Below are 13,359 nucleotides of genomic sequence, written 5' to 3'. Positions count from 1 at the left end.
ACGCCACAACGTTTCAACCAGCCGAGCCGCTGGCGGCCCTGGGGAACGTCTTGTGCGCGATTCCACCGATCACATTGCGCAGCAAGGGAGTCGAGTCATGCGCGCTGCATTGTTCACCCACAAGGACGCGTCCGTCGAGATCGCGGACGTCGAACTCGCAGCGCCCCTGCGCAACGAGGTCCGCGTCGAGATCGCGGCGGCGGGGGTGTGTCACTCGGAACTGCACCTCGTCCGGGGTGAGTGGGAGGTCCCCGCGCCCCTGGTGCCGGGTCACGAGGGCTCGGGTGTGATCACCGAGGTCGGCCCGGATGTCACGCACCTCGCCGTGGGCGACCACGTCGTGCTGTCGTGGAACCCCTACTGCGGGAGGTGCCGCGCATGCCTCGCCGGGCGGGAGACCCGCTGCCATCAGGTGGCGACGGTCGTCAACGCGACCGGCAGCCTGCTCGACGGAACCAGCCGGCTCAGCCGTGGTGGACAGCGCGTCAATCACTACCTCGGAGTGTCCTCCTGGGCCGAGGAGGTCGTCGTCCCCGCGACCGGCGCGATCAAGGTCCGCGACGACGCGCCACTCGATGCCATCGCCCTGGTGGGGTGCGCCGCAGCGACCGGCGTCGGTGCTGTCGTCAACACGGCCGAGGTGACGCCCGGATCCACCGTCGCGGTGATCGGCTGCGGCGGAGTCGGACTCAACATCGTCCAGGGCGCCCGCCTGCAGGGTGCGGAGCGGATCGTCGCCGTCGATCTCTCCCCCGAACGGGCCGCGCTCGCGAAGACCTTCGGCGCCACCGACGCGATCGGTCTCGACGGTGCGGACGCGGTCGAGGCGTTGCGCGACCTGATGCCCGACGGGGTGGACTTCGCGTTCGACGCGATCGGGCATGTGAGCACCACCGAGGCCGCGATCCGCGCACTCGGCCTGGGCGGTGCCGCCGTCGTCGTCGGACTTCCGGCTGCGGGCGCCACGGCCTCCTTCGAGCCGCTCGCGCTCGCCGAGATGGACGCGCGGATCCTCGGTTCCAACTACGGCAGCATCCGGCCGCAGTTCGACATCCCGAAGCTGGTCGACCTGTACATGAGCGGCGAACTTCTCCTCGACGAGCTGATCACCGCCCGCAGGCCGCTCGACGAGGCGGCGCAGGCCCTGACGGATCTCGCCGGCGGCGCCCAGCTGCGCCAGTTGCTGATCCCCTGAGCGCAGGAGCAGCCGTCGGCCCCGGCAACCATTCTCCTTGAAGGACAAAGCCTTTGACTCACACGATCGTCATGATCGGCCTCGGCGCCACCGGGCTCGCCATGGCCGCATCCCTCCTGCGGCGCACCGACGTGCGGATCGTCGGCGCGGCCGACCGGAACGTCGCCGTCGTCGGCGCCGACCTCGGTACCCTCGCCGGCCTCGGCGCGAGCGGGGTCATCGTCATCGACGAACCCTCCCGTCTCCCCGCGGCCGACCTGGCCATCGTGGCCACGACCTCGGACCTGGGCCTGGTCGCCGACACCCTCGTGCCGTTGCTCGAACGGTCGTACAACGTGATGAGCCTCTGTGAAGAATTGTCCTACCCGTGGTCCAGCCACCCGGACATCGCGCGCCGCCTGGACGAGACCGCGAAGGCCAACGACGTCACCGTCCTCGGTACGGGCGCGAACCCCGGCGTCCTGATGGACACACTCCCGCTCCTGCTGACGACACTGACCCAGCGCGTCGAGCGGATCGTCATCCGCCGCCGAACGAACATGTCGCGCTACGGCGCGATCCTGTCCAAGTTCGGCCTCGGGCTCACGCCCGCGCGGTTCGACAGTGCGCAGGCGGCCGGAGCGGTCGTCGGCCATCACGGCTTCGGGCAGGCCATCAGCGCACTCGCCGCCGGTCTCGAATGGTCGCTCGACGCCATCGTCGTCGACCGGGTCGCCCCCAGCATCATCAGCGACACCGTCCGGACCGGAGACCACGTCGTCATCCAGCCAGGCGAGATCGCGGCCGTCACCCACGCCGCGCGCGGCACGGTGGGCGGTCGAACGGTGATCGACCTCGAGATCATGTTCGGCTTCTTCGACGGCAGCGACCCGGTGAGCGCGGGCGACGACTACCGCATCGAGGGGGCGGACCAGGTGATCGAGCTGTCCTCACCCGTCGGGTTCGAGTCGTTCGTGAGCACTGTCGCGGCAGCGGTGAATGTCGCGACCGCCGTCGTCGACGCTCCCAGCGGGCTCCTCTCCATGGGCGACCTCCCGGTCGCGCGGATCGCGTCGAAGAGCGCCCACCTGACCGAGGCCGGGCCGCTGTGACACACGCGTTCTCCGCGCTGACTCCGGTGCGATTCCTCGACCGCGCAGCCTCCGTCCACGGCGAGCGGACCGCTGTCGTCGACGGCTCGCGCACTCTCACCTATCGCGAGCTGTACGCCCGCTGTCGCAGCCTCGCCGGCGCTCTCGTTGACCGCGGCGTCCGGCCGGGCGATCGGGTCGCGGTGCTCTCGTACAACTCCCTCGAAATGCTCGAAGCCCACTACGGGGTCCCCTATGCCGCAGGCGTGCTGGTGCCGCTCAACGCCCGGCTCAGCGCGACGGAGATCGCCTTCATCCTCGTTCACAGTGGGGCACGGGTCCTGATCGCGACCGACCCGTTGACCGACCTCGCGCTGGAGGCTGTCGCGCTGGCAGGGAATCCGATGACGGTGGTCGCCGGCGGTGAGGAGTACGAGGCGATCGTGTCCTCCGGTGCGCCGGTGGACGTCTCGCCGCACGACGAGCTCGCACCGATCGCCATCAACTACACCTCCGGGACCACCGGAAAGCCCAAGGGCGTGGTGTACACCCACCGCGGCGCCTACCTGCAGTCCGTGGCGATGGCCTTCCACGCGGGCATGAGCCTCAACTCGGTCTACCTGTGGACTCTGCCCATGTTCCACTGCAACGGATGGTGCTTCACCTGGGCGGTGACCGCGGCGGGAGCGACCCACGTCTGTCTGCCCAGGGTCGAGGCGGACGCGATCTGGGAGGTGATCGACGAGGCCGGTGTCACTCACCTGTGCGCCGCCCCGACGGTCATCTCGACCCTCACCTCGGCCTCTTCGGCGTCGATCGCGCCCCGGAGGGTCTGGGTCGCCACCGGCGGAGCCCCACCGGCACCCGCACTCCTGGCCCGCGCCCGCGCCCGCGGCCTGGACGTCACCCACCTGTACGGCATGACCGAGACCTACGGACCCGCGGTGATCAACGAGTGGGATCGCGTGTGGGACGCGGCGCCGGAGGCCGAGCGCGACCGGCTCAACGCGCGTCAGGGCGTCGGCAACATCGTGACCGGCGGTGTCCGCGTGGTGGACGAGGCCGGCCGTGACGTGCCCGCCGACGCGATGACGATCGGCGAGATCGTGCTGCGGGGCAACAACGTCACCGCCGAGTACTACCGCGACCCGGCGGCCACCGCGGCGGCGGTGCCCGACGGATGGTTCCGGAGCGGGGATCTCGCCGTTCGGCATTCCGACGGATACATCGAGATCCGCGATCGCGCGAAGGATCTCATCATCTCCGGCGGGGAGAACATCAGCTCCATCGAGATCGAGCGCGCGATCCTCGAGCACCCCGCGGTCCTCGAAGCCGCGGTGGTCGGTGTTCCCCACGAGCACTGGGGCGAGCGCCCCGCGGCGTTCGTCGCCCTCCGCCCCGGCGCGGAGCTGAGCAGCGGCGATTTGTGCGCCCACCTGCGCGATCGCCTCGCGAAGTTCAAGATCCCCGACCGGATCGAGTTCGCGACGCTCCCCAAGACAGCCACGGGAAAGATCCAGAAGTTCCAGCTCCGGCAACAGCTGATCGCTCACCCGCCGGGCTGAGTCTGGACCCACGCGACCCCACCCCATCCGACGACGGGAGATCACCATGCTCGACCCCAGCGCCTACAGCGCGAAGAACCTCATCGACGGCGAACTCGTCGCCGCCCGATCCGGACGGCTGCTCGATGTCCTGGAACCCGCGACCGGCGAAGTCCTGGCCCGGGTTCCCGCCAGCGGACACGAGGATGTCGACGCGGCTGTGGCCGCGGCCGCCCAGGCATTCCGCTCGTTCCGGCGCACCACCCCGGGCGAGCGTGCGGAGATGCTCCTGACCCTGGCGTCCGCGATCGAGGAACACGCCGAGCACATCGCGGTGCTGGAGTCCCGCAACGTCGGCAAGCCACTGCCGCTCGCCCGCGACGAGGTGCCCTTCGCCGTGGACAACCTGCGATTCTTCGCGGGTGCGGCGCGGACGATGGAGGGTCGCGCGGGCGGCGAGTACCTGCGCGGCTACGAGTCGTATGTGCGGCGCGAGCCGATCGGCGTCGTCGCGGGCATCGCGCCGTGGAACTATCCGCTGCTCATGGCGACCTGGAAGTTCGGGCCGGCCCTCGCGGCCGGGAACTGCAGCATCCTCAAGCCCTCCCGCCAGACCCCACTGACCGCCCTGTACATCGCCGCGCTCGCGCGGGACATCCTCCCGGCCGGTGTGTTCAACGTGCTGTCGGGGTCGGCGGCCGACCTCGGCGACCACCTGGTCGCGGATCGCCGCATCGGCCTGGTCTCGCTGACCGGCGACACCAGCACCGGGCGGCACATCGCCGAGGTGGCCGCGTCCCACGTCGCGCAGACGCATCTCGAACTGGGCGGCAAGGCGCCGGTCATCGTCCTCGACGATGCCGATCTCGACGCGGTCGTCGCGGGCATCGTTACCGCCGGGTTCGCCAACAGCGGCCAGGATTGCACCGCGGCGTGCCGGGTGATCGCCACCCCGGGCATCTACGACCGGCTACTCGAGGCACTGATCCCCGCCGTCCAGGCGATCCGGGTCGGCGATCCCCATGCCGGCGGCGACATCGACATGGGTCCCCTCATCTCGGCCGCACACCGGCAGTCCATCCTCGACGTCCTCGCCAAGACCGATGGCACCGTCCTGACCGGCGGCAAGGCAGTGCCCGGCGCCGGCTTCTTCCTCGCACCGACTGTGGTGGCGAACCCGAGCCAGACGGACGTCCTCGTGCAGGCAGAGCAGTTCGGCCCCGTCGTCACCGTGCAGCGCGCGACCGATATCGACCAGGCCTTCGCGTGGGCGAACGACGTGGAGTTCGGCCTGGCGTCGTCGATCTGGACACAGAACCTCCATCACGCGGCACGCGCGGCACGCGACCTCGACTTCGGCTGCGTCTGGGTGAACGACCACATGCCCGTCCTCTCGGAGATGCCCCACGGCGGCTTCAAGCAGTCCGGATACGGCAAGGACATGTCGATCTACGCGCTCGAGGAGTACACGCGCATCAAGCACGTGATGACCAGGACGAACTGACCACGTCACATCCCCACCTGAAAGGAAACACCATGACATCTGTCGAGGCGACTCTCCAGCGAGTCGGCAACACCACCGACATCACCGAGATCCGGGCGATCGTCGATCGCGACGGCGGCGTCATCATCGAGGGCCTGCTCACCGACGACCAGGTGGCGCGGTTCAACGCCCAGATCGAGGGGCCCCTCGGCGCGCTCGCCCCCGGCGGGAAGCACGAACTGGAAATCGTCAACGAGTTCCACGGCGCCAACACCAAGCGCCTGACCAACCTCGTCACGCACAGTCAGGTGTTCCGGGACGAGGTGATCGACCACGACCTGGTGCACGCGTTGTGCGAGGCGACATTCCTCGAGGAGTCCGGGACGTTCTGGATGACCACCGCCCAGGTCATCGAGATCGGCCCCGGCAACCGTGCCCAGATGCTGCACCGCGACCTGGAGAACTGGTTCCCGTTCGTCGGGATGGGTCCCGCCGGCCCGGAGGTGACCCTCAATTTCCTCATCGCGCTGACCGACTTCACCGAGGAGAACGGCGCCACCCGCGTCATCCCCGGCAGCAATCACTGGCCGGACTTCCAGGACCGCGGCACCCCGGAGCAGACCGTCCCGGCCACGATGAAGGCCGGTGACGCGCTGTTCTTCAGCGGCAAGACCGCCCACGGCGGCGGTGCCAATGTCACGACGGACCAGTACCGCCGCGGGCTCGCGTTCGCCTTCAACCCCGGCTACCTGGTCGGCGAGGAGGCGTACCCCTTCCTCGTGGACCGCGAAGTGGTGAAGACCCTGCCCGAGCGCGTGCAGCGCATCCTCGGCTTCCGGTCGCAGTACCCGCTGGGGTCGCCCGGCCTCTGGCAGGTCGACTACCGCGAGCTCGGCGAGTACCTCGGTCTCGACTGACTCGTGCGGTCCGCGCGTGCCGCCCGATCGTCGGGGCGGGCGGCGCATACTCGGTGTCACGGCGAGCGAAGGAGGTTCGTGGAATGACCGTGGCATCCGACGAGCTGTGGCCCGTGCCCTCCGACCGGGTGCGGGAGCTCTTCCGCGACGTCGCCGAGACCATGCTCGCCAGACACACCGAGATCCTGGCCGAGATGGAGGAGGCGACGCTCCGGGATCCCCGGTACGTGGCGATCTCACAGGACCCCGTACTGGCCGAGTCCAGCGACCGCGTCGGCGTCTTCGCCCTCAAGAAGTGGCTGACGTCGAACATCGCCGCACCCGGCGTGCGGGTCCCGCCACCGGACGGTGAGGAGACGCGTACCTACGCGCGCAACGTCGTTCTGCGTGGCCTCACCACCGACGAGGTCACGTCGTGGCGTGCCGGACAGTACGTCGTGTGGCGGTGGTGGCTCGCCGAATGCTTCAGGGTGGCAGGCGATCTCGACGAAATCGAGTCGCTGGTCGCGGTCTCTGCCTGCTCCTTGACCACCGCCGTCGACGACGCCATCGCGGCACTCGCACAACAGGTCGACGAGGTCCGCGAGGAGTTCGCGGGTGGCGCGCAACTTCAGCGCTACGCCACCGTCGAATTGCTGCTGCAGGGTGCCGACATCGCGCCGGCGAGGGCGGAGGCCCAGCTGGGATACGCGTTGACCGGCTCGCACATCGGCGCTGTCGTCTGGACGGACTCGGAGCGCGACGCGCACACACTCGACGCCGCGAGCGAGCAGTTGATGCGGGCCTGCGGCGCGGGAAACCGACTCACCGTCGTGGCGGGGACTTCCGCACAGTGGCTGTGGATTCCGGCGAAGACCGTACCGCCCGCGGCGGAGCTCGAGGAGATATTCGGTCGGCACCCCCGCGCCCGCGTGGCGCTCGGCCGCGCGGCGCCGGGTACCAGCGGATTCCGGCGAACGCACCTGGATGCCGCCGCAGCGCAACGCCTACTGTCGCGGCTCCGCTCGAACCTCACCGTGCTCCGCTACGAGGACGCGCAGATGATCGACCTGATGTCGGCCGATGTCGGCCAGCTCGATCAATTCGTCACCGATGTCCTCGGCGACTTCGAGGCCGCGAGCCCGGTCCTGCATCAGACAGTACTCACCTACGTCGAGGAAGGCCTCAACCGGTCGAGTACCGCGGAGCGGCTGTTCACCCACCGCAACACGATCGACCGGCGTCTCGCCCGCGTCGACGAACTCCTCCCCCGCCCCTTCGCCGACCGGCCGACCGAAGTCGCGACGGCGTTGACGGTCCTTCGGATCCGCGGCACGGCCTGACCCCGACACCGCCCACTCAGCGCTGCACGGTTCCTCGGCGACGCAGCTTCCGCCGCGCCAGCGTCCGGCTGCCGCTGAAGAAGTCGCTGATCCGGTCCACGCTCCAGGTGAGCCGGATCATGGACGGACTCAGGAGACGTGCCATCGACGCCGGGTACCTCGGTACCTCCGACCAGATTCCCGCGAGGTCCTCCGGCATCTCGTCGTCGACGATGTAGTCAGCGATCATCTTGCCCACGTACGGCACCTGACAGAGACCGTGGCCGTTGCAGGCCATCGAGTAGTAGACGTTGTCGCCCACCTGCCCGGCGACAGCGAGCCAGTCGGAGCTGATGCCGATCCAACCGCCCCAGGCCCGGGCGATGGACACGTCGGACAGCGTCGGGAATCGGTCGGACAGGTCGGCCGCCATGTCCTTGACGAGGCTGGGGGACGGAACCCGATCCGGGAGTGGGTAACTCAGACCGCGCTCCGCCCGGCGGACCCCGCAGACGATGGTATTGCGCTCGGTGAGCCGGTAGTGGGTCATGAGCTGGTGCTGGGTGATGATGCCCGACCGGCTGGTCCAGTCCAGAGCGGTGATCCGCTCGGGCGCGATGGGTTCGGTCTCGATCTCGATGACGTACAGCGGCACCGAGAGGTTCTCGGGTGTGATGTCCCATTCACCGGAGTACGCGTTGGTCGCGAGCACCACCTTGTCGGCCCGCACCGTGCCGTTCGGTGTCGTGAGCTCGACGATGCCGCCCACCCGCCGGACGTCGCGCACCGGCGACTTCTCGAAAAGCTTGACCGACGAGTCGAGAACGGCGCGCCGCACACCGCGCGCGAGCTTGCCCGGGTTCAGCATGCCGCCGATGGACTCCCGCATACCGCCGACGAAGCCGGCCGGGAGGCCGAGCTGCTCACTGGTGCCGACGGTCCCCTGCCCACCGGCGGCGCGCAGGATCGCCGCCTGCGTGCGCACCCTGAGCATCATGAGCGGAGAGACCGCACCCCACACCAGACCGTTCGCCACGTAGTCGCAGTCGATGTCGTGGGTCTTCATGAGGTCTTCCACATAGTGGGCCGCGTGCTCCGCCAGCCTGGCCATGACCGGTAGCTTGCCGCCGGAGAACAGCCCGAGCATCCTCAGGTCGCCACCCGGCGCCCCGGCGATCTGACCGCCGTTGCGCGAGGCCGAGCCATAGCCGCAGAACTCGGACTCCAGCAGGACCACGTCCTTGCCGCGCTCGGCGAGGCGCAGCGCGGCCGCCATACCACCCATGCCGCCGCCCACGACGGCAATGTCGCAGGCGAGGTCGCCGTCCAAGGCGGGCCGTATATCGTCCGGTCGCTCGATCCAGCCGGTGAAATTGCTGTACCTGGTGGTGTCGGTTCTCATGCTGTCCTGATCTCCCTCGAAGACTGGGTATGACTGTGCGATGGAGGCCTCGCCGCGATCACGTCACCGGGTCCGTCGTCGGTGCACGAGCTCTTCCTCCACTATCGCCATCCCGTCATGGCGTCACCATGGTGAGTCATGGCGTGTTGGCGAGGATCGCGGTGCGAATTGCACACGTATCCGGCTCGCTCACGACTCCCCGGGGGAAGGCACCTCCAGGCCCGGTTCGGAATAAACAAGGCGCTCGAGCCCGAACACGGGACGGCTCAGCGCAGCCTTGCGGTGGTGACCCGCGCTGCTGCCCGGTCGCGGCTGCTCTGTCAGGTAACCACCGAGGAGCTTGTCGAGGGCCGCCGTGGTACCGCCTCATCCATGATGAGCAGCCCACTCCAGCTTCATCTTCGGTGACGGCGTTCGGCATCGTCCTCACCCTCCGTGCCGTATCTCCGCGCTGTGTGTCCGAAGGCTTCTGTTGAGGCCCGCGGGGCGCAGCCCTCGACTACCTCGTCGAATACGGTGGTGCCGAAACCTTTTCGTCCGACCGACTCCATGCTCCGTACCGATGGCGGGCGAGGGGGATCAGACGGCTCCGCTGCACCTCCCCCGGTGTCCGACCGGCGAACAGCGCCACGTCGCGGCACAGATGGGCCTGGTCGGTGTACCCGCACTCGATCGCGACGTCGGCTGCCGCGTGTCCGGCCAGCAGACCGTCGACCGCGCGGCGGAAGCGGACCAGCATGGCCGCCCGTTTGGGTGTCAGTCCGATCTGGGACTCGAAGCGGGAGCGCAGCCGCTTCTGGCTCCAGCCGAGCGTCTCGGCGAGGTCCCCGATGCGCAGCCGGCCGCCGGAGGTGAGCAGGTGGTGCCAGCCGGCGAGGACTTCCGGGTCCGGCGACCACCGGGTCCGTTCGCGCTGTGTCAGGAACGCGGCGGTGGTGGCGAAGCGGTCCTCCCAGGTCCGGTTCTGCGCCAGGCGTTCCCGCAGCCGCTGCGCCGGCGCGCCCCAGAGGTCGTCGAGGTCGACCGCGCCCGGGCCGAGCTCGCCCCGGGTGATGCCGACCATCGAATACGCGCGGGCCGGCGCGAGCCGGACCTCCACGCACTGCGCCCGCGTGCCGCGCACGCGCATGGCTCGGGCTGGGAGTCCGACGACGAAGCCGCCGAGGCGGCGCTGACCCTCGGTATCGTCGACCAGGGCGCCGCCGCCACCGAATTCGATCAGCGCGGTGATCACCGGGGCTCCCGCAACGCGCAGGTCGACCCCGGCGCCGGTCAGGTCGCGGTAGCCGATCATCGCGATGCCCCCCGACGGGTCGCCGGTCGACACCGCGAGATCCCAGCGGCGCGCGGACTCGCGGGCGGGGTCCACAGTTCCCACGTCTTCGAGGTTACTGTCCCGGCCGGACAGCGGCAGGTTCCCGCTGAGTGGACCTGTCCGGTTCCGCGGGCGGTGCGGCGGCGGTTGTCTCGGTGCCGACGGACCCTGCCGGGGTCCCGGAGGACGAGGGGAGCCGAGGATGGGCGCGAGTTCGGACCGGATCGTCGTGGTGACCGGCGCCAGCCGGGGCGCGGGCAAGGGCATCGCCACCGCGCTCGGGGCGACGGGGGCGACGGTGTATGTCACCGGGCGCACACGCGAGGAGGGTGACGCTGCCCTGCCCGGCACCGTGTTCGCCACGGCGGCGGAGGTCACCCGCCGGGGTGGCACGGGGGTGCCGGTGGTGCTGGATCACGGCGACGACGAGCAGGTCGAGGCGCTGTTCGAGCGGGTGCGGGCCGAGCACGGGCGGGTCGACATCCTGGTCAACAACGCGCTGGCGCTGCCGGACGGGCTCACCGACAAGGGACCGTTCTGGGAGAAGCCGCTGGGACTGCTCGACCTGCTGGATGTCGGGATGCGGTCGAGCTACGTCTCGACCTACTTCGCGGCGCCGCTGCTGGTCGCCGCCGACGGCGCGCTGGTGGTGAACACGTCGTCCTTCGGCGGCGCCTGCTACATGCACGGCCCCGCCTACGGAGCGGGTAAGGCGGCCGTGGACAAGATGGCCCACGACATGGCGGTCGACTTCCGGCCCGCCGGCGTCTCGGTCGTCTCGCTGTGGATGGGGCTGCTCACCACCGAGCGCACCCTCGCCGCGAACCCGGGCGCCTATGACGGACTGGCCGCGACCGCGGAGTCGCCGGAATTCGTCGGCCGGGTCATCGACGCGCTGTCCCGCGATCCTGGTCTCGCGGCGCGCACCGGCACGGTGCTCATCGCCGCCGAGGTCGCCGCCGAGCTCGGCGTGACCGACACCGACGGGCGGCAGCCGCCCTCGCATCGGCAGTTTCTCGGGAATCCGCCGGTGTTCTCCGCCGCCGTGATCGACTGACAGCATCGCACGACCGAAGGAGCACGCGTGGACCTCGCCGAGCGCATCAGCGCCCTGGAGAACATCCGTGAGATCGAACGCCTCAAATACCGCTACTGGCGGGCCTGCGACGCCAAGGACCCGGCGGCCTTCCGCGAGTGTTTCGTCCGCTCCGGCGCCCGCATCGACTACGGCGAGCTCGGCGCGTTCGACGACGTCGAGCCGATGGTGCGGATCTTCACCCGGATCGCGCTGCACACCGTCGACGGCGAGCACGCCGTCCTCGACATGCATCACGGCATGCACCCCGACATCACGCTCACCGGTCCGGACACCGCGACCGGCCGCTGGACACTGCGCTTCCGCCAGCTCAACCTGCTCGATCGCACCGAGACTCTCCGGACCGGCGAGTACGACGACGAATACCGGATCGAGGACGGCCGGTGGCGGATGGCGGTGTGCCGCTTCACCACCACGTGGTCGCTGACCCGGCCGCTGCCCGCGGAGGCGGTGATCACGGAGGGCACCTTCGCGCAGGTGCGTTCCTGAGCGACGGGAGACGCCGACGGGTCAGGTCGGGTTGCCGACCCGACCCGATCGTGCGCGTCCTTCGTCACCGTCCGCGTGGGCGGCCAGGAATATCGGTCGAAGATCGGTGGTCGCGGATGCCTGCACGCAGTCGACGGCAGGATCCTGGTGGCTGAACAGTCGGGGTCCGCTGGATTCTGTAGGGCTCATCAGAGGTGTTCTCCGGTTCTTTGTCGGTGGGGCGAAATCGCCCGTGGTGCACGAATGCCGGTTCGATGTCTCGGCTTTTCCACGCGGGGTGACCGGTGTCCGGGTCGGCCGCTCACGCCGTGAGGCGGCGCCGAACAGGCGGCGGAAAGAACGGTGGTGACCGGCGCGGGGAATTCGACGGGAGAAAGGCCTGGACGTGTTCCGGGTTTCGTCTCGTACCAGGCGGGCGGCGGATATCGTCCGGCCCTCGAATACACCGGGTGCCCTGTCGACGGTACGCGAGCAGGCCACATCTGTCCAGGTAGCGAGGACGTCACCGGCCGCACGGCACGCGGCCCGTCCCGGACCAGGCGGTTTCGGCAGCGGAAAGCGCGGAACCCGCGCCGGCGCGGCACGGGTTCCGTTTCCTGCGATGCCGGATGGCGCGGCGATTCTAGATCGCGCGGACGCTCTGCGCCTGCGGCCCCTTGGGGCCCTGGCCGATCTCGAACTCGACGCGCTGCCCCTCGTCCAGGGACTTGAACCCGGAGCCGGAGATCTCGGAATAATGCACGAACAGGTCCGGTCCGCCCGCGTCCTGGGCGATGAAACCAAAGCCCTTTTCGCCGTTGAACCACTTCACACTGCCTTGCGACATATTTTGTCCGACTTCCTGTTGCGAGGCGGGCGATCAGTGCAACAACCCGTCCTCGTCCGCCAGCATGCCACAGCGGAAGGTTTCCCGGCGGGCGCCACACCGGACTTCTCGGCCCGCTTTCCACCGGCAGCCGCGTGACGGGGAATGTCCGATACGCCTTCGGTTTTCAGCGAGGACGGCCGCCGCCAGGGTGTGGACACGGCTGCTCCATCGCCTGTCCACGGCCGACACGACCTGTCGGGCTTGTCGGGGGCCGCGGTGGGCCGGACCGTCGGCGCGTCCAGCAGCTTCTCGCGCCGGGATCAGCGGCCGGCTCGCCTGCGCCGGGCCCCCGTGCTCGCCGCGTTGCGCGTCGTCGCCATCGGCGAGATCGTGCGCGTGCGCGTCGCGCGGCGACCGACGGCGCTTCGGGTACGGCGCGGCGCAGCGGTGATCGGCGGACGCCGCCGCTTCCGCGGGCGCCGAGACAGGGTGCACCGCTCCCCTGGGTTCGGCCACGGACCGCCGGAACGCGCGGGCCGCGGTCGCGACGTCACCGGCGCGCGCCGAACGATCGCCAACGGTGCCGCACAATACAAGCTACGGTGCCGCACAATACAATTCGCACGACATCCCGGAACAGTGGAGAAAGGCCGTCAGGACCGCGATGCCCGACACTGCGCCCAGCACGACCGGCGGCCGCCCGCAGTCGGGTCGACCCGGGGGTCCGGGCGCGCCGCAA

11 protein-coding genes are annotated in these 13,359 nt (G+C 69.7%); 8 read left to right on the top strand and 3 right to left on the bottom strand.

Features of this window, described 5'->3' with window-relative positions; translation table 11 throughout:
• The first annotated feature begins 97 nt into the window (after positions 1 to 97).
• The 6 genes from ON36_RS10855 to ON36_RS10830 all read left to right on the top strand — a co-directional run bounded on the left by ON36_RS10855 (position 98) and on the right by ON36_RS10830 (position 7,531).
• Positions 98 to 1,195 carry a Zn-dependent alcohol dehydrogenase gene (locus ON36_RS10855; RefSeq protein WP_043650891.1) on the top strand — a complete coding sequence of 366 codons (1,098 nt, stop codon included), beginning with the start codon at positions 98 to 100 and terminating at the stop codon, positions 1,193 to 1,195.
• Positions 1,196 to 1,248: 53 nt separating this feature from the next.
• Entirely contained in the window at positions 1,249 to 2,286 is a 1,038-nt protein-coding gene (locus ON36_RS10850) for a dihydrodipicolinate reductase (RefSeq protein ID WP_083885053.1), read from the top strand.
• On the top strand, positions 2,283 to 3,830 hold the full coding sequence (locus tag ON36_RS10845; RefSeq protein ID WP_043650887.1) for an AMP-binding protein: 1,548 nt from the start codon (positions 2,283 to 2,285) through the stop codon (positions 3,828 to 3,830). Before ON36_RS10850 ends, ON36_RS10845 begins: the two co-directional genes overlap by 4 nt.
• Positions 3,831 to 3,876: 46 nt before the next feature.
• Positions 3,877 to 5,313 (top strand): gamma-aminobutyraldehyde dehydrogenase, encoded by a 1,437-nt coding sequence (locus tag ON36_RS10840; protein WP_043650885.1) that lies wholly within the window; start codon positions 3,877 to 3,879, stop codon positions 5,311 to 5,313.
• A gap of 32 nt (positions 5,314 to 5,345) precedes the next feature.
• Positions 5,346 to 6,209: a phytanoyl-CoA dioxygenase family protein gene (locus ON36_RS10835; protein WP_043650883.1), complete on the top strand. Its 864-nt coding sequence runs from the start codon at positions 5,346 to 5,348 to the stop codon at positions 6,207 to 6,209.
• Positions 6,210 to 6,292: 83 nt separating this feature from the next.
• Positions 6,293 to 7,531: a PucR family transcriptional regulator gene (locus ON36_RS10830; RefSeq protein ID WP_043650881.1), complete on the top strand. Its 1,239-nt coding sequence runs from the start codon at positions 6,293 to 6,295 to the stop codon at positions 7,529 to 7,531.
• A 16-nt stretch (positions 7,532 to 7,547) separates the two neighbouring features.
• Here the strand turns inward: ON36_RS10830 and ON36_RS10825 are convergent, their stop codons facing one another.
• Together ON36_RS10825 and ON36_RS10820 are read right to left on the bottom strand one after the other, a co-directional pair.
• Complete coding sequence (locus tag ON36_RS10825) at positions 7,548 to 8,912, bottom strand: NAD(P)/FAD-dependent oxidoreductase (RefSeq protein ID WP_043650879.1); 1,365 nt, start codon at positions 8,910 to 8,912, stop codon at positions 7,548 to 7,550.
• 499 nt (positions 8,913 to 9,411) lie between these two features.
• On the bottom strand, positions 9,412 to 10,290 hold the full coding sequence (locus ON36_RS10820) for a helix-turn-helix domain-containing protein (RefSeq protein ID WP_245558031.1): 879 nt from the start codon (positions 10,288 to 10,290) through the stop codon (positions 9,412 to 9,414).
• Positions 10,291 to 10,429: 139 nt separating this feature from the next.
• On the opposite strand from ON36_RS10820, the gene ON36_RS10815 reads away from it, so the two are divergent.
• Positions 10,430 to 11,284, top strand: a complete 855-nt coding sequence (locus tag ON36_RS10815; protein WP_043650877.1) for an SDR family NAD(P)-dependent oxidoreductase — start codon at positions 10,430 to 10,432, stop codon at positions 11,282 to 11,284.
• 27 nt (positions 11,285 to 11,311) lie between these two features.
• Positions 11,312 to 11,812 (top strand): nuclear transport factor 2 family protein, encoded by a 501-nt coding sequence (locus ON36_RS10810; RefSeq protein WP_043650875.1) that lies wholly within the window; start codon positions 11,312 to 11,314, stop codon positions 11,810 to 11,812.
• A 622-nt stretch (positions 11,813 to 12,434) separates the two neighbouring features.
• On the opposite strand, the gene ON36_RS10805 is transcribed toward ON36_RS10810, so the two are convergent.
• A complete protein-coding gene (locus tag ON36_RS10805; protein ID WP_043650873.1) occupies positions 12,435 to 12,638 on the bottom strand; it encodes a cold-shock protein in 204 nt (67 codons plus the stop codon).
• Positions 12,639 to 13,359 lie beyond the last annotated feature (721 nt).

Origin of the sequence: Nocardia thailandica NBRC 100428 (assembly GCF_000308795.1) — a bacterium.
GTDB classification, from domain to species: Bacteria; Actinomycetota; Actinomycetes; order Mycobacteriales; family Mycobacteriaceae; genus Nocardia; species Nocardia thailandica.
The sequence above is the reverse complement of the archived record's forward strand: the minus strand, read 5'-3'. Positions and strand labels throughout refer to the sequence as shown.